20 protein-coding genes and 4 pseudogenes are annotated in these 24,918 nt (G+C 62.3%); 16 read left to right on the plus strand and 8 right to left on the minus strand.

Going from position 1 to position 24,918, the window contains the following annotated elements; translation table 11 throughout:
- Window positions 1-11 precede the first annotated feature (11 nt).
- From E4Q23_RS00745 to E4Q23_RS00805, 13 genes and pseudogenes are all read left to right on the plus strand, one after another.
- Window positions 12-1,499 (plus strand): UDP-N-acetylmuramoyl-L-alanyl-D-glutamate--2,6-diaminopimelate ligase, encoded by a 1,488-nt coding sequence (locus E4Q23_RS00745; protein ID WP_169064861.1) that lies wholly within the window; start codon window positions 12-14, stop codon window positions 1,497-1,499.
- A gap of 5 nt (window positions 1,500-1,504) precedes the next feature.
- Entirely contained in the window at window positions 1,505-2,878 is a 1,374-nt protein-coding gene (locus E4Q23_RS00750; protein ID WP_169064897.1) for a UDP-N-acetylmuramoyl-tripeptide--D-alanyl-D-alanine ligase, read from the plus strand.
- Window positions 2,878-3,967 (plus strand): annotated as a pseudogene (gene mraY, locus E4Q23_RS00755) (phospho-N-acetylmuramoyl-pentapeptide-transferase). Before E4Q23_RS00750 ends, mraY begins: the two are co-directional and overlap by 1 nt.
- A 1-nt stretch (window position 3,968) precedes the next feature.
- Window positions 3,969-5,336, plus strand: coding sequence for a UDP-N-acetylmuramoyl-L-alanine--D-glutamate ligase (murD, locus tag E4Q23_RS00760; protein ID WP_169064862.1), 1,368 nt, complete (start codon window positions 3,969-3,971; stop codon window positions 5,334-5,336).
- Entirely contained in the window at window positions 5,336-6,496 is a 1,161-nt protein-coding gene (gene ftsW / locus E4Q23_RS00765) for a putative lipid II flippase FtsW (protein ID WP_169064863.1), read from the plus strand. Before murD ends, ftsW begins: the two co-directional genes overlap by 1 nt.
- Window positions 6,493-7,578 (plus strand): undecaprenyldiphospho-muramoylpentapeptide beta-N-acetylglucosaminyltransferase, encoded by a 1,086-nt coding sequence (murG, locus tag E4Q23_RS00770; protein WP_169064864.1) that lies wholly within the window; start codon window positions 6,493-6,495, stop codon window positions 7,576-7,578. Before ftsW ends, murG begins: the two co-directional genes overlap by 4 nt.
- Entirely contained in the window at window positions 7,578-8,966 is a 1,389-nt protein-coding gene (gene murC / locus E4Q23_RS00775; RefSeq protein ID WP_169064865.1) for a UDP-N-acetylmuramate--L-alanine ligase, read from the plus strand. Before murG ends, murC begins: the two co-directional genes overlap by 1 nt.
- A gap of 1 nt (window position 8,967) precedes the next feature.
- Complete coding sequence (locus tag E4Q23_RS00780) at window positions 8,968-9,903, plus strand: D-alanine--D-alanine ligase (protein WP_169064866.1); 936 nt, start codon at window positions 8,968-8,970, stop codon at window positions 9,901-9,903.
- 3 nt (window positions 9,904-9,906) lie between these two features.
- The gene (locus E4Q23_RS00785; RefSeq protein WP_169064867.1) at window positions 9,907-10,659 is read left to right on the plus strand and encodes a cell division protein FtsQ/DivIB; all 753 of its coding nucleotides are present in this window, start codon (window positions 9,907-9,909) and stop codon (window positions 10,657-10,659) included.
- A pseudogene (gene ftsA, locus E4Q23_RS00790) lies at window positions 10,656-11,884 on the plus strand (cell division protein FtsA). The gene E4Q23_RS00785 and the pseudogene ftsA overlap by 4 nt, the downstream one beginning before the upstream one ends.
- Before the next feature lie 74 nt (window positions 11,885-11,958).
- On the plus strand, window positions 11,959-13,134 hold the full coding sequence (ftsZ, locus tag E4Q23_RS00795) for a cell division protein FtsZ (RefSeq protein WP_169064868.1): 1,176 nt from the start codon (window positions 11,959-11,961) through the stop codon (window positions 13,132-13,134).
- A gap of 96 nt (window positions 13,135-13,230) precedes the next feature.
- Window positions 13,231-14,159 (plus strand): annotated as a pseudogene (gene lpxC, locus E4Q23_RS00800) (UDP-3-O-acyl-N-acetylglucosamine deacetylase).
- A gap of 4 nt (window positions 14,160-14,163) precedes the next feature.
- The gene (locus E4Q23_RS00805; protein WP_169064869.1) at window positions 14,164-14,352 is read left to right on the plus strand and encodes a hypothetical protein; all 189 of its coding nucleotides are present in this window, start codon (window positions 14,164-14,166) and stop codon (window positions 14,350-14,352) included.
- Here the strand turns inward: E4Q23_RS00805 and E4Q23_RS00810 are convergent.
- The 3 genes from E4Q23_RS00810 to E4Q23_RS00820 form a co-directional block, all read right to left on the minus strand.
- Window positions 14,339-14,776: a DciA family protein gene (locus tag E4Q23_RS00810; protein WP_169064870.1), complete on the minus strand. Its 438-nt coding sequence runs from the start codon at window positions 14,774-14,776 to the stop codon at window positions 14,339-14,341. The genes E4Q23_RS00805 and E4Q23_RS00810 overlap by 14 nt on opposite strands.
- A 332-nt stretch (window positions 14,777-15,108) precedes the next feature.
- Window positions 15,109-15,645, minus strand: coding sequence for a dihydrofolate reductase (locus tag E4Q23_RS00815; protein WP_169064871.1), 537 nt, complete (start codon window positions 15,643-15,645; stop codon window positions 15,109-15,111).
- A gap of 93 nt (window positions 15,646-15,738) precedes the next feature.
- Window positions 15,739-16,560, minus strand: coding sequence for a thymidylate synthase (locus E4Q23_RS00820; protein WP_169064872.1), 822 nt, complete (start codon window positions 16,558-16,560; stop codon window positions 15,739-15,741).
- A gap of 225 nt (window positions 16,561-16,785) precedes the next feature.
- Here E4Q23_RS00820 and E4Q23_RS00825 point away from each other — a divergent pair, with 225 nt between their 5' ends.
- A complete protein-coding gene (locus E4Q23_RS00825; protein ID WP_211203563.1) occupies window positions 16,786-18,312 on the plus strand; it encodes a hypothetical protein in 1,527 nt (508 codons plus the stop codon).
- Between the two features lie 33 nt (window positions 18,313-18,345).
- Here E4Q23_RS00825 and mog read toward each other — a convergent pair whose 3' ends face one another.
- Both mog and yjgA read right to left on the minus strand, forming a co-directional pair.
- Window positions 18,346-18,948: a molybdopterin adenylyltransferase gene (gene mog / locus E4Q23_RS00830; protein WP_169064873.1), complete on the minus strand. Its 603-nt coding sequence runs from the start codon at window positions 18,946-18,948 to the stop codon at window positions 18,346-18,348.
- A pseudogene (gene yjgA, locus E4Q23_RS00835) lies at window positions 18,938-19,438 on the minus strand (ribosome biogenesis factor YjgA); the annotation flags it as partial. The pseudogene yjgA and the gene mog, both read right to left, overlap by 11 nt.
- Before the next feature lie 166 nt (window positions 19,439-19,604).
- Here yjgA and pmbA point away from each other — a divergent pair.
- Together pmbA and E4Q23_RS00845 are read left to right on the plus strand one after the other, a co-directional pair.
- Window positions 19,605-20,978 carry a metalloprotease PmbA gene (gene pmbA / locus E4Q23_RS00840; protein WP_169064875.1) on the plus strand — a complete coding sequence of 458 codons (1,374 nt, stop codon included), beginning with the start codon at window positions 19,605-19,607 and terminating at the stop codon, window positions 20,976-20,978.
- A gap of 151 nt (window positions 20,979-21,129) precedes the next feature.
- Window positions 21,130-22,209: a TRAP transporter substrate-binding protein gene (locus E4Q23_RS00845; protein ID WP_169064876.1), complete on the plus strand. Its 1,080-nt coding sequence runs from the start codon at window positions 21,130-21,132 to the stop codon at window positions 22,207-22,209.
- Window positions 22,210-22,369: 160 nt separating this feature from the next.
- Here E4Q23_RS00845 and E4Q23_RS00850 read toward each other — a convergent pair whose 3' ends face one another.
- From E4Q23_RS00850 to E4Q23_RS24460, 3 genes are all read right to left on the minus strand, one after another.
- On the minus strand, window positions 22,370-23,875 hold the full coding sequence (locus E4Q23_RS00850) for a TRAP transporter large permease (RefSeq protein ID WP_169064877.1): 1,506 nt from the start codon (window positions 23,873-23,875) through the stop codon (window positions 22,370-22,372).
- Entirely contained in the window at window positions 23,875-24,462 is a 588-nt protein-coding gene (locus E4Q23_RS00855) for a TRAP transporter small permease subunit (protein WP_169064878.1), read from the minus strand. Before E4Q23_RS00855 ends, E4Q23_RS00850 begins: the two co-directional genes overlap by 1 nt.
- Window positions 24,463-24,761: 299 nt before the next feature.
- Entirely contained in the window at window positions 24,762-24,890 is a 129-nt protein-coding gene (locus tag E4Q23_RS24460) for a hypothetical protein (RefSeq protein WP_272873619.1), read from the minus strand.
- Between the last annotated feature and the right edge of the window lie 28 nt (window positions 24,891-24,918).

Genomic DNA, 24,918 nt, shown 5'->3' on the forward strand with positions numbered 1-24,918 from the left:
CGGATGCCCTTGTGACGGCCGACACGACCGCCCGCGCTATGCTGGCGCAGTTGGCGGCGCTTGGCGTGCTGCCCAGCGGCGCCAGCGACGACAGCCGCCAGGTCAGTGCTGGCGATCTCTTTCTCGCCTATCCTGGCGACCTGGCCGATGGCCGCAAACATATTGCCGCGGCTATCGCCGCGGGCGCTTGCGCTGTCCTCTGGGAGGCGGGTGCGGCTACGGACGATTTTGCCTGGAACGCCGACTGGCGGGTCGCCAATTTGCCGGTGCAGGGTTTGCGGTCACTGTGTGGGCCGCTGGCGGAGGCTGTTTACGGGCGGCCGAGTGAGCGGCTGTCGCTAATCGCGGTTACCGGCACCAATGGCAAGACCACCGTGACGCAATGGCTTGCCGCTTGCCACCCGCGCCGCTGCGCAATCATCGGCACCTTGGGCGCCGGCTTCCCCGGCCAGTTGCTCGATACCGGCTTCACGACACCCGAAGCGACGACCCTGATGCGCTCCCTGGCGCGCTTTGCCGACGACCAGGCTCAGGCCTGCGCGCTGGAAGCCAGTTCGATCGGCATTGCCGAAGGTCGCCTCGACGGCGCCCGCGTCGATATCGCCGTATTCACCAATCTGACGCGCGATCATCTCGACTATCACGGCAGTTTCGAGGCTTACGCACAGGCCAAGGCAGCACTCTTTACCTGGCCCAGGCTGCGCCTGGCGGTGTGCAATCTCGACGACCCTTTCGGGCGCCGGCTGGCGGCGCTCAGTTCGGCCACCAAAGTGGTCGCTTACACCCAGCAGGACAGCCCCGACGGTCGACAGGGAACGATTCGTGCCGAAGAGATCGAGGAAAGCATCGACGGTTTGCGCTTCCGGCTCTGTGCTCCGAACGGGCGCGCGATGGTCGAAACCGGCCTGCTCGGTCGCTACAACGTCTCCAATCTCCTCGCTGTTGCCGCTGTCCTGATCGATGCCGGCTTGACGCCGAAGGCCGTCGCCGAACGCTTCGCGCAGTTGCCCTCGCCAGCCGGTCGTCTGGAGAAGATCGGCGGCCGCAACGAACCGCTGGTGGTCGTCGATTACGCCCACACCCCCGATGCCCTGGACAGCGCACTGGGCGCCTTGCGGGCGGTGGCGACAGCTCGTGGTGCCCGCCTGATCGTCATTTTTGGCTGCGGTGGCGATCGCGACCGCGGCAAGCGACCGCTGATGGGAGCGATCGCCACAGCGCGCGCCGATCATGTCGTGTTGACCAGTGACAACCCGCGTGGCGAAGATGCGCAGACGATTATCAACGAGATTCGCGTCGCGGCACCGGCTGCCGAAGTCGTTGTCGATCGCGGCGAGGCGATCGAGCGCACCCTCCTTGCCGCGCACCCCGCGGATGTGGTGTTGATTGCCGGCAAGGGGCACGAGTCGTATCAGGAGATCTGTGGTCTGCGGCGGCCGTTTTCCGACGCCCTGCAAGCGCGTGCCGCACTCACTGCTCGTCAGGAGATGGCCGAATGAGCGTGATGATGGATCTCCTGGCCGTTGCGCGCGCAACCGACGGCCAACTCCTTGGCGAGAATGTCCAGTTCTGCGGGCTGTCGACCGACAGCCGAAGCAGCGCAGCCGGCGAGCTCTTTCTTGCCTTGCGCGGCGACAATTTCGACGGTCACCACTACCTGGCCGCCGCCAAGGCCCGCGGCGCGGTCGCCGCAGTGGTCGCCGCCGATGCCGTCGATGGGCTGCAGGAGCTCGCTCTGCCCTTGGTTAAGGTGGCTGAAACACGCTTGTCACTTGGCGCCCTGGCCGCGGATTGGCGCGGCCGTTTCACCCTGCCGTTGATTGCCGTCACCGGCAGCAATGGCAAGACGACGACCAAGGAAATGATCGCCAGCATCCTGAAAGTCGCCTACGGCGATGCGCTGCTGGTCACCCAGGGCAACTACAACAACGACATCGGCTTGCCCCTGACCTTGCTGCGGCTGCAGGCCGGCCATCGTGCGGCAGTCATCGAGATGGGCATGAATCATCCTGGTGAGATTGCCTATCTGGCGGGAATTGCGCACCCCAGCGTCGCCGTGGTGACCAACGCGCAGCGTGCGCATCTCGAGGGAATGGGCTCGCTCGAAGCGATCGCCGCCGAAAAAGGCAGTATCTATTCGGGACTTGACGAGAGTGGCATCGCCGTGTTCTGCGCCGACGACCAATGGGCGGAACTCTGGCGCAGTCAGAGTCGCGCCCTGCGGATGATGACTTTCGGCTTCGAAAAGGCAGCAGACGTCCGCGGTCGCTTCTATCTGCACGGTCTCGAAAGCCGGCTCAGCGTCGCAGCTGCCGGCGACGAGGTCGAGATTGTGCTGGCCCTGCCCGGGCAGCACAACGCCCGCAACGCGCTGGCCGCCGCCACCGCCTGCCTCGCCGCCGGAGTTCCGCTGGCCGCGGTGCAGGCCGGCCTGAGCGCTTTTCACGGTCTCAAGGGGCGGCTGCAAAGGCGCCTGGCCGTGCACGGTGCGCTACTCCTCGACGACACTTACAACGCCAATCCCGACTCGGTCCGCGCCGGCATCGACGTGCTCGCGGCAACCATCGGGCACAGCGTACTGGTCCTCGGCGACATGGGCGAGATCGGCGCGATGAGCGGCCAGTTTCACGACGAAATCGGCGGCTATGCCAAGAGCCAGGGGATCGATCGTCTATTCACCCTCGGTGAGGCGAGCGCTCTCGCGGCGCACAATTTCGGCAGCGGCGGCGAGCACTACCAGAACCTCGACAGACTGATCGCCGCCCTGATCGCCGAGCTGAACCCGGAAACCACAGTCCTGGTCAAGGGCTCGCGCTTCATGCGCATGGAGCGGGTGGCCGACGCCATTGCCTTGCCAGCGATTGCGGAGGGCGGCTGATGTTGCTGCTACTCGCCCAATGGCTGGCGCAGGATGTGCGCGCTTTCAACGTTTTCGGCTACATCACCCTGCGCGCCGTCCTCGCGGCGATGACGGCGTTGATCATTTCCTTCCTGGCCGGGCCGTCGCTGATCCGCTGGCTGGCAGCCAAGAAAATTGGTCAGGCGGTGCGCCAGGACGGTCCGCAGACCCACCTCGTGAAGTCGGGAACACCGACCATGGGGGGGGGCGCTGATCGTCGTCGCGATCTGTTTTACTACGCTGCTCTGGAGTGACCTCAGCAATCGCTATGTGTGGGTGGTACTGATCGTCACCGTCGGCTTCGCCGGCATAGGCTGGTACGACGACTGGCAAAAAGTGGTCAACCGCGACCCGCGCGGGCTGGCTTCACGCTGGAAGTACTTTTGGCAATCGGCGCTTGGTTTGCTGGTAGCCCTCTATCTTGGCCTCAGCGCCAGCGGTCCGGAACAGCTGCAGCTGATCGTGCCATTCTTCAAAACGGTGGCCTATCCGCTGGGAATCATTGGCTTCATCGTTCTCAGCTACCTGGTCGTCGTCGGCACCAGCAATGCAGTGAACCTCACCGATGGCCTCGACGGGCTGGCGATCATGCCGGCGGTAATGATCGCTGCGGCCCTGGCCATCTTTGCCTACGTGGCCGGAAACTCGGTCTATGCACGCTATCTATTACTGCCCTACGTTCCGGGTGCTGGTGAACTGGCCATTTTTCTCGGTGCCATGGTCGGTGCCGGGCTCGGCTTTCTGTGGTTCAACGCCTACCCCGCTGAAGTGTTCATGGGCGACGTCGGCGCGCTGGCGCTTGGCGCAGCTCTCGGCTCCGTGGCGATCATCGTCCGCCAGGAAATCGTGCTGGCGATCATGGGCGGCGTCTTCGTCGCCGAAACACTGTCGGTGGCCGCACAGGTCATTTACTACAAGCTGAGCGGCGGCCGAAGGATCTTCCGCATGGCACCGCTGCATCACCATTTCGAACTCGGCGGCTGGAAAGAAACTCAGGTCGTCGTGCGCTTCTGGATCATCACCATCATGCTGGTGTTGATCGGCTTGTCCAGCCTGAAGCTGCGCTGAGATGGAACTTCAGGGGAAACTGGTGCTCGTCATCGGCCTTGGCGAAAGCGGCTTGGCGATGGCCCGCTGGCTGCACCGGCAGGGCGCCCGCGTACGTGTCGCCGACAGCCGTAGCGCACCGCCGCAGGCCGACGCGCTACGCGCCGCTGTGCCCACAGCGGTCCTCTTCGCCGGGCCGTTCTCGGCCGCGGCCTTCGCGGGTGTCGAACTGATCGCCATTTCCCCTGGCGTTCCGGTACAGGAGCTGCTGCTTCAGGACGCTGTTGCGCACGCCATTCCCCTGGTCTCCGAAATCGAGCTCTTTGCCTGGGCGGTGCATCGCCTGACTCCGCAAGCTGCGCTGATTGCCATTACCGGTAGCAATGGCAAGACGACCACCACCGCCCTGGTCGGCGCCCTGTGCCGGGCCGCAGGCCGGCGTACCGCCGTCGCCGGAAATATCGGCCCGGCGGCTCTTGATGCCTTGATGACGGCCATCGATGGCGACGACTTGCCGGCGGTCTGGGTCCTCGAGCTGTCGAGTTTTCAGCTCGAAACGACGCACACTCTGGCCGCCGATGCGGCGACCGTACTCAATATCAGCGAAGACCACCTCGACCGCTACAATGGCCTCGACGACTATAGCGCTGCCAAGCTGCGTGTCTTTCAGGGGTGCGGCGTGATGGTCGTCAATCGCGATGATCCGCGCAGCCTGGCGGCCGCACGCAGTGACCGTCGTTGCGTCAGCTTCGGCCTCGGTGCCCCGGCGCAGGCCAGTGAATACGGAATCGCCGATGACTGCCTGGTTCGTGGTGAGGAGAAACTGATCGCGCTCCGGGAACTGCAGCTCGTGGGCCGTCATAATGCGGCCAACGCCCTGGCCGCACTGGCCTTGTGCGAGGCGATCGGTATCGATCCGCAGGCCGTAGTGCCAGCCCTGGCCGCCTTTACGGGTCTGGCGCACCGCGTCGAGCGGATTGCGGAGATCAAGGGGGTCCGCTATTTCGACGACTCCAAGGGAACCAACGTCGGCGCCACCCTCGCCGCGATCGAGGGCCTGGGCTGCAAGCTGGCCATCATTCTCGGTGGCGATGGCAAAGGGCAGGACTTTTCGCCGCTCCGTCCAGCGCTTGACCGGCATGCCCGTGCGATCGCCCTGATCGGGCGCGATGCGCCGCTAATCGCTGCGCTGCTGGCCGGCTCCCAGGTGCCGCTGCGGCGCTGCCTGGATATGCCCGAAGCCGTTAACTGGTGTGCCGCGCAGGCGCAACGCGGCGACGCCGTTCTGCTCTCGCCGGCGTGTGCCAGCATGGACATGTACCGCAACTACGCGCATCGCGCGGCAGCTTTTGCCGACGCCGTTCGTGGCCTCGAAGGCGAGGCAGCCTGATGTTGAGCACCTTCGATACGCCCCGCCGCCTGCCTTCCGAGATCGACCTGGCGCTCCTGTGGGGCACCTTGATCCTGCTGCTGATCGGCATGGTGATGGTCTACTCGGCGTCGATGGCGACCGCCGAAGCTGCCCGCGGCACGGGCCATCAGCCGGCCTACTACCTTGTTCGCCATGCCATTTTTCTGATCATCGGGCTACTCGCCGCCGCCATCGCTTTTCAGGTGCCGATGACCAGTTGGCAGCAGTGGTCCCCGTGGCTCTTTGTCGGCGGCTGCCTGCTCCTGGCCCTGGTACTGATCCCCGGTGTGGGCCGCGAGGTCAACGGCGCGCAGCGTTGGCTTCCTCTTGGCATCGTCAACCTGCAGCCTTCCGAGTTGATGAAACTTTGCGCCGTCCTCTACGCGGCCGACTACACGGTGCGCAAGATGCCGCACATGCACAATCTCAAGAAAGCTTTTCTGCCGATGGCTTGCGCCATGGTTGCCGTTGGCGTGCTGCTGCTCAAGGAACCCGACTTCGGCGCCTTCGTGGTGATCATCTCGGTTGCTTTCAGCATTCTCTTTCTCGGTGGCATGCGGGCGCGCCTGTTCGTCGTCCTGATCATCGTCCTGGCCGCAGCTTTTGCGGCGCTGATCATCTTCTCGCCTTACCGTCGTGACCGCATTTTCGGATTCATGGACCCCTGGGCAGACGCCTTCGGCCGTGGCTATCAACTGTCGCACTCGCTGATCGCCTTCGGCCGTGGCGAGTTGTTCGGCGTCGGCCTCGGGGCCAGCGTCGAAAAGCTGTTCTACCTGCCCGAAGCGCATACCGACTTCCTGCTCGCGGTGATCGCCGAAGAACTTGGATTCGTTGGCGTACTGGTGATTATCGTTCTCTTCGGGCTAATCGTTCAACGCGCTTTCGCCATCGGTCGCCAGTCGGTCGCCCTCGAGCGTCTGTATTCGGCGCTGGTCGCACAGGGAATCGGCGTCTGGATTGGTGTTCAAGCCTTCATCAACATGGGGGTCAACTGCGGTCTGCTACCGACCAAAGGACTGACCCTGCCGTTGATGAGCTTTGGTGGCTCGGGGATCCTGGCCAATTGCCTGGCGGTGGCGGTGCTGCTCCGGATCGATTGGGAGAATCGTCAGCTGATGCGCGGGGTCGAGCTATGAACGCGCCGGCTGTGAATGCTGCGGCGACCAACAAGACCCTGCTGGTCATGGCCGGAGGTACGGGTGGGCACGTCTTCCCGGGCCTGGCGGTGGCCGACCTGCTCAGCAGCCGCCACTGGAAAGTGGTCTGGATGGGCGCACCGGGGAGCATGGAAGCCAAGCTCGTGCCCGCGCGTGGTTACGAAATGGCCGAGGTCCGTTTTGCCGCCCTGCGTGGCAAGGGCCTGTTGCGCAAGATACTGCTTCCCTTTCATCTATTCTCGGCGTGCTGGCAGGCGCAGCGCGAGCTTCGCCGCGTGCAGCCCGACGTCGTCCTCGGGATGGGCGGTTACATCAGCTTCCCCGGCGGCTTGATGGCTGCCCTGTTGCGCTATCCGCTGGTGATTCACGAGCAGAACTCCGTCGCTGGCCTGGCCAACAGGGTGCTCGCCAGCTTCGCCGACCGGGTGGCCTGCGGTTTTCCGGATGTCCTGCCGAAGGGAGTCTGGGTCGGCAACCCCTTACGTGCGGAAATGAGCGCCGGGCCGGCGCCGGCAGTGCGCCTCGCGGGCCGCCAGCCACCCTTGCATCTGCTGGTCCTCGGTGGCAGCCTGGGTGCCGCGGCGCTTAACGAAATCGTTCCCAAGGGCCTGGCGCTGATCGACGCTGCGGCGCGGCCCGAAGTGCGTCATCAGGCCGGCGAAAAACATCTCGCGCAGCTACAGGAGAATTACCGCGTCGCCGGAGTGCAGGCCAACTGTGCGGCCTTCATCGAAGATATGGCCGCCGCTTACCAATGGGCTGACCTGGTGCTCTGTCGGGCCGGCGCACTAACCGTTGCCGAGCTGGCAGCAAGCGGCGTAGCGAGCGTCCTGGTACCGTTTCCGCATGCCGTCGACGACCACCAGACGGCCAACGCCCGCTTTCTTTCGCTGGCTGGCGCTGCCATGCTCCTACCGCAGAGCGAGTTGACGCCGGAAGCCATCAGCCTGCTGTGTAAATACGCCCCTGCTCAGCTCGAGCAAATGGCCGCGAAGGCGCGTCAACTGGCCAAGCCAGCGGCGACCGCAGACGTTGCACGGATGTGCGAGGAACTGGTTTAGTGAAGCATAAAGTCAAGAGTATTCATTTCGTCGGCATCGGCGGCGCCGGTATGAGCGGCATTGCCGAAGTGCTGGCCAATCTCGGTTTCACAATCAGCGGCTCCGATCTCGCCGAAAACTCGGTCACCCGGCGCCTGGCCGGACTCGGCGTGCGCACCGTGCTTGGCCACGCTGCCGAGAACATCACTGGCGCCGACGCGGTGGTCGTGTCGTCGGCGGTGAAGGAGGATAATCCGGAGGTTATTGCCGCACGGCAACGCAAGGTGCCCGTCGTGCCGCGGGCGCAGATGCTCGCCGAGTTGATGCGGTTGAAGCAGGGAATCGCCGTTGCCGGAACACACGGCAAGACAACCACCACCAGCCTGACGGCGTCGATTTTGGCCGAGGGCGGCATGGACCCCACTTTCGTCATCGGTGGCCGCCTCAACGCTGCCGGCGCCAACGCTCGCCTCGGCTCCGGCGAATTCCTGGTGGCCGAAGCCGACGAGTCCGACGCATCATTCCTGTTTCTTTCGCCGGTTATTTCGATTGTCACCAATATCGACGCCGATCACATGGAAACCTATGGCCACGACTTCAATCGCCTGAAGCAGGCCTTCGTCGATTTCCTGCAACGCCTGCCGTTCTACGGCGTTGCCGTGCTCTGCGCCGATGACGCCAATGTCCGCGAAATCATGCCCCTGGTGAGCAAGCAGATCGTCACCTACGGTTTCGAATCGTCAGCCAACGTGTACGCCGAGAATGTGGTCGCCGACAACGGCCAGATGCACTTCGATTGCGTTCGCGTCAATGGCAATATCAGCCGTTTTCCAGTGACCGTCAACTTGCCGGGCCGGCATAACGTTCTCAACGCCCTGGCGGCGATTGCGGTGGCCAGCGAACTTGGCATTGCCGACCAGGCGATTGTCAAGGCGCTGACCGACTTCACCGGGGTTGACCGCCGCTTCCAGCGTTACGGCGAGATCGGCCTGCCTGGTGGCGGTTCCTTCAGCCTGGTCGATGACTACGGTCATCACCCGGTCGAGATGCGGGCAACGATCGCCGCCGCCCGCGGTGCCTTTCCTGGTCGTCGCCTGCTGCTGGCTTTTCAGCCGCATCGCTACACCCGCACGCGCGACTGCTTCGAGGATTTTGTGAGTGTACTGAGCCGCGTCGATGCGCTCCTGTTGACCGAGGTCTATGCCGCCGGCGAACAGGCGATTGTCGCTGCCGACGGTCGCGCGCTGGCGCGCGCCTTGCGTGTCGGAGGAAAACTCGAACCGGTCTTTGTTGACCAGGTCGGCAACCTGCCGCAGGCGATTGTCGACCTCGCCCGCGACGGCGACGTGGTGATGACCATGGGCGCTGGTTCGATCGGCGGCGTCGCCGGCAAGCTGGTGGGTGGCTAGGATGACGACCCTGGATGCGCAAGATTTCGGTAAAGTGGCCGTTCTCTTCGGCGGCCGTTCGGCGGAGCGCGAAGTCTCCTTGAACAGCGGTTCGCGGGTGCTCGCAGCCTTGTGCCGGCAGGGGGTCGATGCGCAGGCTTTCGATCCGGCCACGCGCCCACTCGACGATCTGGCCGCCTTCGACCGCGCTTTCATTGCCCTGCATGGACGCTATGGTGAAGACGGGACGATCCAGGGGGTTCTCGAATTGATGGAAATTCCCTACACCGGCAGTGGCGTGATGGCTTCGGCGATCGGTATGGACAAGTGGCGCAGCAAAATGCTCTGGCATGCTGCTGGCGTGCCGATTCCCGACTACGTGATGTTGGCGGCGGATAGCGATTATTCCGCCGTCGAAGCGTCGCTGGGTTTGCCCTTGTTCGTCAAGCCGGCCTGCGAGGGTTCGTCGATCGGCATCAGCAAGGTCAAGCAGGCGGGCGACCTGGCCGCGGCGTACGCCGAAGCGGCGCGGCACGATTCCCTGGTGATCGCCGAACGTGCCATTCTTGGCGGCGAGTACACGGTCGCCATTCTTGGCGACCAGGCGTTGCCGATCATCAAGATAGAGCCGAGTACCGAGTTTTACGACTACGAGGCCAAGTATCTGCGCGACGACACGGCTTACCGTTGTCCTTGCGGTCTGCCGGAAAGTCTGCAGCGAGCGCTTGGCGCCCAGGCCTTGCATGCCTTCCGCATTCTTGGTGGCCGCGGCTGGGGACGGGTCGACTTCCTGATGGATGCGGCAACCGCAGACAGGACGTGCAAGGCCTATTTTCTCGAAGTTAACACCTCGCCCGGAATGACCGATCACTCGCTGGTGCCGATGGCGGCGCGCGCGGCCGGAATTTCTTACGACGAACTGGTGCTTCGCGTCCTTGCACTAGCTGCCCTGGGATGAGCGATGTGGCACAAACCGCAATTGATGACTGCCCTTGCCGACCTGCTCTTGCTGGCAGCCGGCGCCGCCTTGCTGGTTGCGGCAGTGATCTGGGGTGCGCCGCGGATGCGGCTGATTCCAGTCAACGAGCTGCAGGTGATGCACGAGTTGCAGTCGGTTCAGCGCAGCGAATTGGAGGAGTCACTCGAATCTCTGCTGGCCAGCAGTTTCTTCACCGTCAATCTGGAAGCTCTGCGGCTGGCGCTCGAGCAATTGCCCTGGGTGCGGCGAGCAGAGGTGTGGCGGAAATGGCCGGCGCGTATCGATGTCCGTATCGAGGAACATCAGGCCGTTGCGCACTGGGGCGAGGGGAACGGCGAGTTGGTCAATACCTTCGGCGAAGTCTTTCCCGCCTCTTTGCCCGACGAGCAGCGTCTGCCGCGGTTCTTCGGGCCAAGCGGGTCGGCGGGCGACATGCTGCGCCGCCACGAGGAGTTTGCCCGGCTCCTGCAGCCGATCGGTCAGCAGCCGGTACAAGTGGCTTTGTCGCCACGCCTGGCCTGGGCGCTGGCACTGGAGGACGGAATGTTGGTTGAGCTCGGTCGCGAGCAGGCGAAGGCGCCGATCCGGATGCGTCTGCAGCGTTTTGTCGACTACTACCCAACCCTGTCGGAAACCCGCCACGGGCGGCCGTTGGCGGTGGACATGCGGTATCCCAACGGCTTCGCATTGCGCTTTCCGGCCACTGCGGGTCACGAAGTCAAAGGAAAGAAATGAGCAGGGATAGCAAAGATCTGATCGTCGGTCTCGACATCGGCACCTCTAAGATCGTGGCGCTGGTCGCCGAACTCACCCCGGAAGGCGGGTGAACGTGATCGGCATGGGCCAGCAGGAGTCGCGAGGGCTCAAGAAGGGGGTGGTGGTCAACATCGAGGAGACCGTGGCGACCATTTCGCGCGTCCTGCAGGAGGTCGAACTGATGGCCGATTGCAAGGTGCGCGACGTCTATACGGGGATCGCCGGCAGCCACATCCGCAGCTTCAATTCGAACGGAATGGTGGCCATCAAGGACCGTGAAGTGACGCCGATGGACGTCGAGCGGGTCATCGAAACGGCGCGTGCGATGCCGATTCCGGCCGATCAGGAAATCCTCCACATCCTGACGCAGGAGTTCATTATCGACGACCAGGATGGCATCCGCGAGCCGATCGGCATGAGCGGGTTTCGCCTCGAAGTCAAGGTGCACATCGTCACCGGAGCGGTCTCGGCGGCTCAGAACATTATCAAGTGCGTCCGTCGCTGTGGTCTGGAAGTCAACGACTTGGTGCTGCAGCCGCTGGCTTCGAGTTGCGCCGTGCTCTCGGAGGACGAAAAGGATCTCGGCATCTGCCTGATCGACATCGGCGGTGGTACGACCGATCTGGCGGTCTGGACGCAGGGTGCAATCCGTCATACCTCGGTAATCCCGATCGCCGGCGACCAGGTGACCAACGACATCGCCATGGCCTTGCGCACGCCGACGCGCGAGGCGGAAGACATCAAGCGTCGCTTCGGCTGTGCTCTGGCAGACCTCGCCGACCCGGAAGATACGATCGACGTTATCGGTGTCGACGACCGCCCTTCGCGCAAGCTTTCCCGTCGCGCCCTGGCGGATGTCATCCAGCCGCGTGTCGAGGAACTCTTCGAACTGATCCAGGCCGAGCTTCGCCGTTCGGGGTTCGAGGACGTGCTGTCATCAGGCATCGTGCTCACCGGCGGCGCCTCGGTGATGCCGGGCATGATCGAACTCGGCGAGGAGATTTTTCACATGCCCGTCCGCTTGGGCATCCCAAAGTACCAGGGAGCACTCGCCGACGTCGTCCAGAGTCCGCGCTTTGCGACCGCTTGCGGCCTTCTGCTCGAGGCGCAGACGCAGCGCAAGCGGGGCTTGAAGGTGCGTGAAACGAGAGACGTGAAACAGGTTTTCGGGCGCATGCGCTCGTGGTTTGAAAAGAACTTCTGACCCGCGAGCTCTCCGGTGTCAGGCCATTAGCAACTTTCAGCAGTAAAAATAAGCTTTTTGCAGAGGAGACGATAATGTTTGAAATCATCGATAAGGAAGAACTGGGCGGGGAACGCGATACGGTGATCAAGGTCATCGGTATCGGCGGTGCCGGTGGCAATGCTGTCGATCACATGATCCGCGAAGGCGTCAATGGCGTCGACTTCATCGCCGCCAATACCGACTCGCAGGCGCTCAACCGCAGCGTTGCCGTGCAGCGCCTGCAATTGGGCAAGACCGGTCTTGGCGCGGGCGCCAAGCCGGAGGCCGGGCGTAGTGCTGCCGAGGAAGAGCGCGAGGCCATCGCCGCATCGCTGGCCGGTGCTCACATGGTTTTCATTACCGCAGGCATGGGCGGCGGCACAGGTACCGGCGCCGCACCGATCGTCGCCGAGGTGGCACGCGAACTCGGCGTCCTCACCGTCGCCGTGGTGACCAAGCCCTTCGGCTTCGAAGGAAAGCGGCTGAAAATTGCTGAAGCCGGTATCGCCGAACTGCAGAAGCACGTGGATTCGCTGATTGTCATTCTCAATGACCGTTTGATGGACGTTCTCGGCGATGACGTTTCCATGGACGATGCCTTCAAGGCAGCCGACAATGTCTTGCGTAACGCGGTTGGCGGCATTGCCGAAATCATCAATTTCCCGGGACTGGTCAACGTCGACTTCGAGGATGTGCGCACGGTGATGGGCGAAATGGGCATGGCGATGATGGGCTCGGCCAGCGCTGCCGGTGTCGACCGGGCGCGGATTGCTGCCGAAAGAGCGGTCGCTTCGCCTTTGCTCGAGGGAGTCAACCTCTCGGGGGCCAAGGGCGTACTGGTGAATATCACGGCCACCCGTTCGCTGAAGATGAAGGAAGTCAACGAGGTCATGAACACGGTTCGCGCCTTCGCTGCTGACGACGCGCACATCATCTTCGGTGCGGTCTATGACGAAAGTATCGACGACGAGATTCGCGTGACGGTGGTGGCCACCGGCCTGGGTCAGGCGCAGGCGAAAAGGCAGAGCTTTGAAGTGATCAACAGCTCGGTGACCCTGGCGACCGGTACTGACGGCCGTTACGCGCACGGGCAGAGTGTCGACTATTCGAGCCTTGACCAGACGCCAGCGGTGTTTCGCAAAGGGCGTAGCGCGACCGTCGAAGCCTTGGCCAACAGTGGTGTGGATCGTTGGGATATTCCGGCCTTTCTCAGAAAACAGGCCGACTGAAGCCAAACCTGCACTAACTCCTCTGCCGGGATCGGCGCGTTTCAAGGCAGTTCCGACTGTGTTAAAATGCGCCGATTCCATCGGTTTTTCAAGTACATGCTAAAGCAGCGAACACTCAAGTCCGTGGTCCGCGCCGCTGGCGTCGGCCTCCATTCGGGCGTCAAGGTAAATATGAGCCTGCGGCCGGCTGCGCCTGCGACAGGCATCGTTTTTCGACGTCTCGATCTCGATCCGGTCGTCGATCTGCCGGCCTCGGCCTTGCTCGTAGGCGACACGCGCATGTGTTCCTGCCTGGAAGTCGACGGCGCCAAGGTGGGCACCATCGAACACCTGATGTCGGCATTCGCCGGTCTCGGCATCGACAACGCCTTTGTCGATCTGGATGCCGCCGAAGTCCCAATTCTTGACGGTTCGGCGTCGCCGTTTGTCTTCCTGATTCAGTCGGCGGGGATCGAAGAGCAAGCGGTCGCCAAGAAATTCATTCGCGTCACGCGTCCGATTGAAGTCCGCGATAGCGACCAGTCCGGTGAGAAGTGGGCGCGTTTCGAGCCTTATGACGCTTTCGCCTGACTTTCTCGATTGGTTTCAATCATCCAGCGATTGACCGCACCGGGCAGTCGGTGTGCATTGATTTCGCCGACAACTCCTACGCTCGCGAAGTCGCGCGAGCGCGAACCTTCGGTTTCATGCAGGAGGTGGAGTGGTTGCGCGAGAACGGCCTGGCGCAAGGAGGCGGGCTGGAAAACGCCGTCGTGCTCGATGAGTACCGCGTCCTGAATGCCGATGGACTGCGCTACAGCGACGAGTTCGTGAAGCACAAGGTTCTCGACGCCATCGGCGATTTGTACCTGCTCGGGCAGCCGCTTTTGGCGTCATTTGTCGCCCACAAGTCAGGGCACGCACTGAACAACGCGCTGGCTCGGCAATTGCTGGCCACTCCGGATGCCTGGGAATACGTCAGTTTCGAAGACGCTGGCCTCGCTCCGCCGTCGCTTTCACGCTGGCTGGCCTTGCCGGCGTTCTGACGAGGTGTGGTTGCTGCGTCTGCTGGCGGTCCTGACGGTGATTACCGTTGCCAGCGGGGTGCTGATCTTTTTGTTTACTCGCGACGCGCGCTACCTGCATTTCGCCTGGCGTCTTTTTCGCTACGCGCTGATCGTCGCCTTGCTGGTATTCGCGCTTCTGATCCTCGAACGCGTGGCGGTCATTCCTCTCTAGCGGCGTGCGCCAGCAGATGTTCGAGCGCAGAGCGCAAAGACGACGCCGCCGGCAGCGAGTCGCTCAATGCCGTCAAGCGCTGGCTGGTCCTGGCGCTGAGCGGCTTTTGCTCCGCCGCGCGGGCCGCCGCGGGGCGGGCGCGAGCTTGGACTTTCACCTGAAGCCCCCTACACTCCACGCCCCGCTGCAAAAATTCATCGACCAGTGTCGGCGCCATCTGGCGTAGCTTGGTCGCCACGGCGCCGCTGCTGGCGTGGATAAGTACGATCCCCGACTTGTAATTGGCCACGCTGCTTGCCTGGCAAAGATGTGGCGGCGCGATCTCTTGAAATAATCCCGCCAGCCTGGCCAGGAGTCTGGCGTGTGCCAAGACCTTGCCAGCCCCTTCGGGTCCATCAAGATAGCTGTGCAATGAGTCCGTCATCGGGAATTTCTGGGAGAGGCAAGGCGTGCATCTTATTCTCGTCGCCAACCGTCTGGCAACCGCCAAGACCTTGACACCCGTAGTCTGGTGACGTAGCTGGTACTTTTCCCCCGCGGAACAAGGGCTACGGTCATGACTTCGATGATCTGGCGTATCTCGACAGGTGATGACTGTTAAGGCGATTTCTGTCAAAGAACATATCACCCTGCTTGTCTTTTCGCCCGTCTTCTGTATTACGACACAGGTACGTAGTTCGACTATGCGCCTGTTGTCGCGCCTTGAAGCCGACCGAAAATCCGACGCAATCTGGTACGTTCGTTTCCGGCAATCGCCTAACGACGTTCGTAGACGACGAAGTCGAAGGCGGGGGTACTCGCTGCGGTCGCCTGCTCGTCGCTGCCAGGCCCTTGGCAAGAGTCCTTGGCAGATGGCTTCCCCGCGCGACGCGAGATCTCGCGCCACTCGTCAGGCGGAAGGTCCGGGAAGTAGCTGTCTCCCGGACAGTCCGCGGCGACTTCGGTCAAGTAGAGCCGACCGGCCAGCGCCAGAGTCTGTCGATAGAGGTCGGCGCCACCGATGACGAAGGTCTCGCTGGCGTCGCCCGCGAGGCGAATGGCCTCCTCGATCGAGCCGGCCCGTGTTGCCCCGCTGGCAAGGTAAGCCGGATTGCGGCTGACGACGATATTGTGCCGCCTTGGCAACGGTCGAAACGCTGCCGGCAGCGACTCCCAGGTCTTTCGGCCCATGATCACGGTCTTGTCGCGGGTTGTTTCGCGAAAGTGTTTCATGTCTTCAGGCAGTTGCCAAAGTAATTGTTGCTGCCTGCCAATGGCGCCGTTTCTGGCAACGGCAGCGATCAGTACGATCATTTCCAGCCTCTCCGAAGGCGCCCCTGGCAGCGGCTGTCGGCGGCTATGCCAGCGGTCGGCATGCAGTAGCAGCAGTCGCTACGCTGCATCGGATTAGACCGCGACCGGCGCCGCGATGTGCGGATGCGGATCGTAGCCTTCGAGGCTGAAGTCCTGAAAACGGAAGGCGAAGATGTCGTCGATGTCAGGATTCAGTCGCATCGTCGGCAAGGCTCGCGTCGCACGCGTCAGTTGCAGTTGCGCCTGCTCGACGTGATTGCTGTAGAGGTGCGCGTCGCCGAAGGTATGCACAAAGTCGCCCGCTTGATAACCGCAGACCTGCGCCAGCATCAGGGTGAGAAGTGCGTACGAGGCGATGTTGAACGGGACGCCAAGGAAGATGTCGGCGCTGCGCTGGTAGAGCTGACAGGAAAGCTTGGCGCGCTGGTCGCGGTCAGTTGGCCCGGCGGGCGCGACGTAGAACTGGAAGAAGGCGTGGCACGGCGGTAGCGCCATGCGCTCGACGTCGGCTGGATTCCAGGCGCTGACCAGATGGCGGCGCGAATCAGGCTTGTTTTTCAGATTCTCCACGAGCGCTGCGATCTGGTCGATTTCGCCTCCCTGCGGGCTTTGCCAGTGACGCCACTGATGGCCGTAGACCGGGCCGAGATCGCCATTCGCGTCCGCCCATTCGTCCCAGATGCGGACGCCGTTCTCGCGCAGATAACGGATGTTGGTGTCACCCTGCAGGAACCAAAGCAACTCGTGGATGATCGACGGCAGATGCAATTTCTTGGTCGTCACCGCCGGGAAGCCGGCGCTGAGGTCAAAGCGCATCTGCCAGCCGAACACCGAGAGCGTACCTGTGCCGGTGCGGTCTGCCTTGAGCGTGCCCTGTTCGAGAACATGGCGCATCAGGTGGAGATACTGCTGCATGGTTTGAGCCTGTCGTTGATCCAGGCCGAATTGTAGAGTAATCGACCGCCGGGCGCAGTCCGCTGCCGACGCCGCTCGATTGCCCAGCGTGCTTCGCGCGACGCCGAGGAATCGGCTTGGCGGCAAGCGGGCGTCATTCGGCAGACGTTCGACCTCGTCCTGGATTACTGGTTTACAATTCGCGCTCCAACGGCAGTCATCCGCGATGAGGCTTCACGTTCCATAATGTTCAATTTCTTTGCGAAACGTTCAGATCATCCACTGGCTGACAGCAAGGAGCTGAAGCGAATTCTTGCCGAGTTGCACGTCGATAGGCCGGCAAAAGCCGTCGACGAAGTGAGCGGATGGTTCGATTCGCTCCAGCACAGCGAGAGCTTCCGCGTTGACCAGTATTTCGATGTGCTCCGCCAGCTTGATGAGGCGGCGCAGCGGCACCTGTTGGCTGTGGCTCGCGACTACCTGCTGTCAGAACGCCTGACGAAGCGGGAAGAAGAGCGGCTGTGGACGCGCAGCCACGGCTATTGGAGCCAGGTCGCGACCCTGTACACCGACTGCATCGAACGCGCCCAGCGGGATCCCAAGAGCAAGGCTGGCGACGCCTTCAAGGCCTTCCTGCCGCTGGCGCTTGTACGCGCGCAGGCGGCACGCCGCAATCAACTCAAGTGGTTGGCGTTTCGCTACGGTTCCGGTGCAGAAGACCTCTGGCAGGCGCTCGGCACAACCTATCTGGTGGCCGAAACTACGACTAACGCTCAGAAGCCGCTACAGCTCTATCCGGCGCGGCAAGGGCTGAGCACCGTGGCGGAGCAATACCTGCATGCAATTGTCTTCTTTGCCTCTTCGATGGATAGCTTGATGCCCGTGCAGATCGAGCTCGCTGACCGCCTGATTGCGCATTGCCTGCCGTACTTTGTTCTCCTGCCTGATTGTCGGCCGGACAGCGTCTATTGGGTCGATGCGGAAGCCGGCGCGCCACCGCTGCGACTGGCCCGTCACCCTGGTGTGAGCAGGCGTGGCTTGCGCTTCTTCTCCCCGGGAACGGCGCTAGCGGCGCTCGAAGGGCTGCTGCATCGGGTCGAGCACGGTGAGATTCCGTCCGACATCAACCTTGGCGGTGAGTACGCGCCGCGTGCGCTGTTGCCGGTACTTCGCCATCTGCGTCTGTATTGGGGCAAGTGCCCGCCACAGCGCCGCCATACGCGGCATGCGGTGAAAACGCGAATGCTCGTCCTGTATGGCTTTGATGACAGCTACTCGCTGTTCTCGGGAGCCGTGCCGCGCCCCGAGAATGAAGTAGCGATGGACAGCTGGGTGGTCGAGAACGTCAGCCTTGGCGGATTTCGTGCGCAGATTGACCATTCGGCGACTGAGCGCATCAACATCGGCGCACTGCTGTGTGTCCAGCCGGAGGGTGGCGACAACTGGATGCTGGGTGTCGCCAGGCGCTTCACCAGGCAGGGTCCTGACGACGCCTATTTGGGCGTGCAGGTACTCTCTCGGCAGGCGCTGAGCATTGAATTGCGGCCGCGGCGCAGCGGTTTTTCGGCGGCGGTGGCTATCCCGGGTATTTGGTTGCAGGATGGTAGGGAAACCGGAATCCTGCGCATCGTCTTGCCGCTGGCGGGCTTTAATGTCCGTGAAACGCTGGAGTTCAGCCATCAGGGCCAGCGCCGGACGCTGATTCCGATGGAGCTGGAGGAGGTCGGCAGCGAGTTCGAGATTGCTTGCTTTCGCGAGCAATCAGCGACCTGAAGGCTAGAAGACCTGGGGGGCGGCTCCTTGCCGCTAGCCTTGGGGGGCCGTTGGCCGCAGCGCTGATTTCGGTCGAAAAGCCTTGACCACCTGCGCGACGGTTTCGACGTAGGGGCCGCCAAGCAGATCGATGCAGTAGGGGACGGCAGCGAAAATGCCGTTCACCACGACCGTGCCATCGGCCGCTTTCACTCCCTCAAGGGTTTCCCGGATCGACTTCGGTTGCCCGGGCAGATTGAGGATCAGGGCCTTGCCACGAACGACACCCAGCTGACGCGAAAGGATGGCCGTCGGCACGAAGTTCAGGCTGATGCGGCGCATTTCCTCGCCGAAGCCGGGCATCAGCTTGTCGGCGACGGCGAGGGTGGCTTCCGGGGTGACGTCGCGTGGCGCCGGACCGGTGCCGCCGGTGGTCAGCACCAGATGGCAGCCAAGCTCATCAACCAGCTCCTTCAATGTTTCTTCGATGCGTGCCTGCTCGTCAACGATCAGGCGTCTTTCGCTTCGCCACGGGCTGGCAAGTGCCCGGCCGAACCATTCTTCGAGCGCCGGGATTCCCTGATCGGCATAGACGCCCTGCGCGGCGCGGTCGCTGATCGACAGCAGTCCAATCAGCAGTTGATCATCATTGATCATGCCCATCCTTTCCGGTGGCGCGGTCGTCGAGGATTTCCAGCCCTTTGAGGAACTGGAAAATGGCGCGGTAATTACGCGGCGACTTGCCTTGCTCCTGCTCGCTCAAGGCGGCGCGTCGCAGCGAGCGGAGACGCTGCAGATCCACCGCTGGGTAGGTCTCGGCAATTCCGAACAGCACCGCTTCGTCGGCCAGCAAGGCCGTTCGCAGGCGCTCGATACGGTGCAGCCTGCCTGTTTCCTCGGCCGAATCGCCACGCAGCGCAGCCAGCGCCTTGCGGATCGGTTCCGGGTCTTCGATATCGCGCATTACCCGGCCGATGTATTGCAGCTGTCGCCGTCGTGCCTCGTCGTGTCGGGTCATACGCTGTGCCGTACGGACGGCGGCGCGCAGATCCTCCGGGAGGTCGATTTTCTTTAGCCGATCGGGCGCCAGTTCCACCAGTTCCTCGCCGACGGCCTGTAATTCCTCCATGGCCCGCTTGCGCTGCGTTTTTGATGGCGGGCCGGCTTCTTCTTCGTCTTCTTCGGGGGGGGATCATCGGCGGCAGAGGGGGCTTTCCTGGTGTCGGTTGGGGAGAGGGACGTATCCAGACGCCGGAACGGACGGTCTGCGCGGAGCTGCTATGATAGCGACTTTTGCCTTTGGCCACCGCCCCATGTCCCCTCCCACCACCGCCGCCGCTCGCGAATCGCGGTTCAGCTACCGTTTCGAAACTCTGCAGCAGTTGGCGCGCGACGTTCTCGCGCATGCCGAAAAGAGCGGCGCAAGTGCTTGTGAGGTCGATGTTTCCGATGGCTTCGGTCAGTCGGTGACGGCTCGCCGTGGAGAGGTCGAAACCATCGAATACAACCGCGACAAGGCGATTGCCGTCGCCATCTATCTTGGTCAGCGAAAAGGCCAGGCGAGCACTTCCGATTTTTCAGCGACGGCTTTGCGTGAGACGGTCGAGGCGGCGCTGAACATCGCCCGCTTTACGGCTGCCGATCCCTCCGCCGGTCTGCCCGACGCGCGCCTGCTGGCCATCGACAGCGAGCGCCTGCCGGATCTCGATCTCTATCATCCCTGGTTGCTCTCGGTCGAAGCCGCCGTCGACCTGGCCAAACGCTGCGAAGCTGCCGCCTTCGCCGTCGACCCGCGGCTGAGTAATTCGGAGGGCGCGACGGTGTCCAGTCAGGAAGGGCATTTCGTGTCTGCCAACAGTCTTGGTTTCATCGGCGGCTATCCGACTTCGCGGCATTACCTGTCGTGTTCGATGATCGCCGGCAAAGATGGAAACATGCAGCGCGACGACTGGTACGCGATGGCCCGCGATGCGCAGGCCATTGGGTCGCCGGAGCTGATTGGCGAGCGCGCCGCCCAGCGCGCCCTGGCGCGGCTTGGTGCGCGCAAGATCAAGACCTGCAAGGTGCCGGTGATTTTCGAGGCGCCGCTTGCCTCGTCGCTGATTGGCAACTTTGTGCACGCAGTCAGCGGCGGCAGCCTGTACCGCAAGACCTCCTTCCTGGTCGATAGCCTGGGTAAGCGCGTGTTCGCCAGAAAGGTACAGATCAGCGAGCGACCCCATCTCGCGCGTGGCCTGGCCAGTGGCTATTTCGATAGTGACGGCGTCGCGACCAAGGATCGTGAAGTGATTGTTGACGGCCAGCTGCAGGGCTATTTCCTGAGCGCCTACACGGCGCGCAAGCTGTCGATGCAGACCACCGGCAACGCCGGTGGCAGTCACAATCTCATCGTTCATCCCGGCAAGCGGGATTTGCCTGGCCTGCTCAAGAAGATGGGCCGTGGCTTGCTGGTGACCGAGTTGCTCGGCCATGGCGTCAACTATGTTACCGGCGACTATTCGCGCGGCGCTGCCGGCTTCTGGGTCGAGGGCGGCGAGATTGTCCATCCGGTAGAGGAGATCACCATCGCCGGCAACCTTCGCGACATGTTCAGAAACGTGGCCGGCGTAGGCAACGATGTTCTGGTGCGCGGCTCGAAGCAGGTCGGGTCGCTGCTCATCGAGCAGATGAAGGTGGCTGGCGCCTAGCTTTTTCCGCGCTACGAATTTCTCTGGCCAGCTGCGCGACGGGCGCGCGGCCGGCCGCGGAGGCTCGGAAAATGCGTATTCCCAGGCAGACTGCTTTCGCTATACTCGGCGGGCAACTCGTGTAAAAAAAACCAAAATAGGAGACAAGACTGTGGAAAGACGTTCGTTTTTGAAGAATGCGGGTGTCGGCCTGGCGGCCGGTACCGTGGCCATGCCGGCGATTGCTCAGAATGCACCAACCATCCGCTGGCGTCTGGCGTCCAGCTTCCCGAAAAGCCTGGATACCATTTATGGTGGTGCCGAGTTCATGGCTAAGCGGGTCGCCGAAGCCACTGGTGGCAAGTTTCAGATTCAGGTTTTCGCCGGTGGTGAAATCGTCCCCGGGCCGGCAGTCTTCGACGCCGTCAAGGACAACACTGTCGAAATGGCGCACACCGCGTCGTACTACTTTTTCGGCAAGGATCCGACCTACGCCTTTGACTGCGCGATTCCTTTCGGCATGACCAACCGTCAGCTCGACGCCTGGATGCGTTACGGTAACGGCAGCACGTTGATGGGCGAGCTCTACGGGAAGTCGAATATCGTTCCGATTCCCTGTGGCAACACCGGTGCGCAAATGGGCGGCTGGTTCCGCAAGGAGGTCAAGACGGTTGCCGACATCAATGGCCTGAAGATCCGTATTGGTGGCTTTGCTGGTGAGGTGTTGAGCAAACTGGGCGCCGTGCCGCAGCAGATTCCGGGTGGCGATATCTATCCATCTCTGGAGAAGGGCACCATTGACGCGGCCGAATGGATTGGCCCCTACGATGACCAGAAGCTGGGCTTCAACAAGGTTGCCAAGTACTACTACTACCCGGGGTGGTGGGAGGGCGGGCCGCAGCTGTCGGTTTACGTCAATAGCGCCAAGTACGCCGAGCTGCCGAAAGAGTACAAGGCAATCCTGCATATGGCCTGTGCTGATGCGCACGTGGACATGATGGCCAAGTACGACGCCAAGAACCCGACGGCGTTGAAGCAACTGGTCGGCTCCGGTACGCAGTTGCGGCAGTATCCGAAAGTGATCATGGATGCTGCGTACAAGGCGGCCATGGAACTCTATGCGGAGACGTCCAAGGCGAATCCCGGCTTCAAGAAAGTCTATGACGACTACGCGAAGTTCCAGGCCGACCAGAACCTCTGGTTCGGGATTGCCGAAGGTGCCTACGTGAGCTACATGAACACCAAGCGCTAATTTCAGACTTCAGACTTCGTCCGTAGAGGGCCGCTTGGCGGCCCTCGCGATGAAGAAAAGGAAACGGAGGCCAATGGCCTCCGTTTCCTTTTCGGGTCAGCATTCCCTATATTCCTGTTGCCGTCGCGCGGCGACCTTCCCGCCGACGGCAGCCTGCCGCCTACTTTTCCTTGTTCTCCTTGAGCATGTCGAGAATAGCGTCGGTAGCCGCAGCCCCGGGCTTTTGCTGCTGTCCGTCTGGCGCGCCTTCCGCAGGCGCACCGTATCCGCCGCCACCTCCGTACGAGGAACTCGGCATCTCGATCTCGACCGAATCGAGATCCACCTTGACCTCCTTGTCGAGGCCGAAAGTCACCAGTTGCGGGAACGCAATCAGGATGCCGACCATGACGATCTGGATGCAGACAAAGGGAATCGCACCCCAGTAGATGTCGGTGGTCTTGACCGACGCCGGCGCGACCGAGCGCAGGTAGAAAAGCGCAAAGCCGAAAGGCGGATGCATGAACGAGGTCTGCATGTTCACCGCCAGCAGGATTCCGAACCAGATCAGATCGATCCCCAGTGATTCGGCAACCGGTCCGAGCAGCGGCACGACGATGAATGAGAGTTCGAAGAAGTCGAGGAAGAAAGCGAGCAGGAAGATCAGGACGTTGACCACGATCAGGAAGCCGACTTCACCGCCCGGCAGCCCGGTGAGGAGATGCTCGACCCAGCGGTGCCCGTCTACACCGTAGAAAGTGAGGGAGAAGACGCGCGCGCCAACCAGGATGAAGACCACGAAGGTCGTCAGCTTGGCGGTCGTATCCATTGCCTGCTTGAGCAGGCTCAGCGTCAGGCGTTTGCGCGCCAGGGCCATGATCAATGCGCCGGTGGCGCCCATGGCGCCGCCTTCGGTCGGCGTTGCGATACCCATGAAGATCGTGCCGAGGACCAGGAAGATCAGCATCAGCGGTGGCACCATGGTGGTCAGCACGCGTAGCAGCAGTTTGCTGCCATGCAGGGTGCGCGCTTCCGCTGGCAGTGCCGGTGCCCACTTGGGCTTGAAGATAGCGACCAGCAGGACATAGCCAACGTAGAAGAGGGTCAACACGATAGCCGGCAGGAAGGCGCCCTTGTACATGTCGCCGACCGACTTGCCCAACTGGTCAGCCATGATGATCAGTACCAGCGATGGCGGCAGGATCTGGGCCAGCGTTCCCGACGCAGCGATGACGCCGGTGGCGAGCTTGGTGTTGTAGCCGTAGCGCAGCATGATCGGCAGCGAAATCAGTCCCATCGAGATCACCGACGCGGCGACGACACCGGTGGTCGCGGCGAGCAGCGCTCCGACGAAGATGACGGCCAGCGCCAGGCCACCACGCATTGGGCCGAATAGCTGCCCAATGGTGTCGAGCAGGTCTTCGGCCATTCCTGATCGTTCGAGAATCAGACCCATGAAGGTAAAGAAGGGAATGGCCAGCAGCGTGTCGTTGTTCATGATGCCGAAAATACGGTCCGGCAGGGCCTGGAAAAGTTGTGGGCCGAGCAGGCCGAGTTCGATGCCGATCAGGCCGAAGAAGATGCCGTTGGCGGCGAGCGCGAAGGCTACCGGGAAGCCGACTAGCAGGAAGAGGACCATCGAAGCAAAGATGATCGGCGCCATGTTGTTGATCAGGAATTCGGTCATCAGAGTTCTCCCTGTTTGGCTTTGATGGCTAGCGCGAGTTCTTCTTCAGCGGTCGGCGTGTGCGACTTGGCGCCGGGATCCGGACACCGGCCCTGCACGAAGCCAATGCGCTTGATCAGTTCCGAAAAGCCCTGAATCACCAGCAGGAAAAAGCCGATAGGGACCATCAGGCGAACCGGCCAGACGGTGAGGCCGCCGGCGTTGCTCGATTGCTCGTTGGTTTCGTAGGCGAGGACAAAGATCGGCCACGACATGTACATGATGGCGATGGCCATCGGCATCAGGAAGAAAATGATGCCGAAGATGTCGATCATCGCCTGGCCGCGCCGGGAGAAGCGACCGGCGACAAGGTCGATACGCACATGCTCGTTGCGCATCAGAGTGTAACCGGCGCAAAACAGGAAAATCGCCGAGAACAGATACCACTGAATCTCGAGAAAGGCGTTCGAGCTGTAGTCGATGGTGTAACGCATGACGGCGTTACCGGCACCGATCAGGGTGACGATCAGCACCAGCCAGATGATGCTCTTGCCGACGCGTTCGGTAAGGCCATCAATCAGGCTTGAAAGCTTGAGTAAACCATTCACGGGAAAATCCTCCTTTGACAGCTGGAAACGCGGCCCTCGCAGAGCTGATCACATGCCAGTCGCCTCTTCATCGGGCGGCTTGGCTCGGCTGCGGTACCAAAAAACTATGGGCCGCAAACATGGCGGCACGATAGTCGGCCGATTATGGCACATCTTTTCGCTATGCAAGCGCGCTTGTTAAACATGAAAACCATGCTGACGGGGTGGTAAAAGGTCTTGCCGATCAGGTGTTTAGGCGAAAGCCATGTGCCAGCACAAGAGGCGTTGCGCTGGCGCCGAGCGAGCTATGCTGCCGTCGCTCAGCTGGTTTCTCGCTGGCGCAGTTCCGGCGCCTTGCCGTCGTCCGGCTGGATTCGATAGCGGGCCGCGTAGCGGGCTGGCAGAAAGCGCGCGGTGAGCAGGGCGGCGTCAATCAGATCGCTGATCAAGTGTGCATCTACCGCACGTATTCCCTGC

Source organism: Candidatus Accumulibacter phosphatis (assembly GCF_012939955.1).
GTDB lineage: Bacteria > Pseudomonadota > Gammaproteobacteria > Burkholderiales > Rhodocyclaceae > Accumulibacter > Accumulibacter delftensis.

Bases quoted from the DNA above. Each gene is read 5' to 3' on its own strand.
- E4Q23_RS00750 (WP_169064897.1), top strand. From the start codon at position 1,505: ATGATGGATCTCCTGGCCGTTGCGCGCGCAACCGACGGCCAACTCCTT.
- murD (WP_169064862.1), top strand. From the start codon at position 3,969: ATGGAACTTCAGGGGAAACTGGTGCTCGTCATCGGCCTTGGCGAAAGC.
- ftsW (WP_169064863.1), top strand. From the start codon at position 5,336: ATGTTGAGCACCTTCGATACGCCCCGCCGCCTGCCTTCCGAGATCGAC.
- murG (WP_169064864.1), top strand. From the start codon at position 6,493: ATGAACGCGCCGGCTGTGAATGCTGCGGCGACCAACAAGACCCTGCTG.
- E4Q23_RS00780 (WP_169064866.1), top strand. From the start codon at position 8,968: ATGACGACCCTGGATGCGCAAGATTTCGGTAAAGTGGCCGTTCTCTTC.
- E4Q23_RS00785 (WP_169064867.1), top strand. From the start codon at position 9,907: ATGTGGCACAAACCGCAATTGATGACTGCCCTTGCCGACCTGCTCTTG.
- ftsZ (WP_169064868.1), top strand. From the start codon at position 11,959: ATGTTTGAAATCATCGATAAGGAAGAACTGGGCGGGGAACGCGATACG.
- E4Q23_RS00810 (WP_169064870.1), bottom strand. From the start codon at position 14,776: ATGACGGACTCATTGCACAGCTATCTTGATGGACCCGAAGGGGCTGGC.
- E4Q23_RS00815 (WP_169064871.1), bottom strand. From the start codon at position 15,645: ATGATCGTACTGATCGCTGCCGTTGCCAGAAACGGCGCCATTGGCAGG.
- E4Q23_RS00820 (WP_169064872.1), bottom strand. From the start codon at position 16,560: ATGCAGCAGTATCTCCACCTGATGCGCCATGTTCTCGAACAGGGCACG.
- E4Q23_RS00825 (WP_211203563.1), top strand. From the start codon at position 16,786: ATGTTCAATTTCTTTGCGAAACGTTCAGATCATCCACTGGCTGACAGC.
- mog (WP_169064873.1), bottom strand. From the start codon at position 18,948: ATGATCAATGATGATCAACTGCTGATTGGACTGCTGTCGATCAGCGAC.
- pmbA (WP_169064875.1), top strand. From the start codon at position 19,605: ATGTCCCCTCCCACCACCGCCGCCGCTCGCGAATCGCGGTTCAGCTAC.
- E4Q23_RS00850 (WP_169064877.1), bottom strand. From the start codon at position 23,875: ATGACCGAATTCCTGATCAACAACATGGCGCCGATCATCTTTGCTTCG.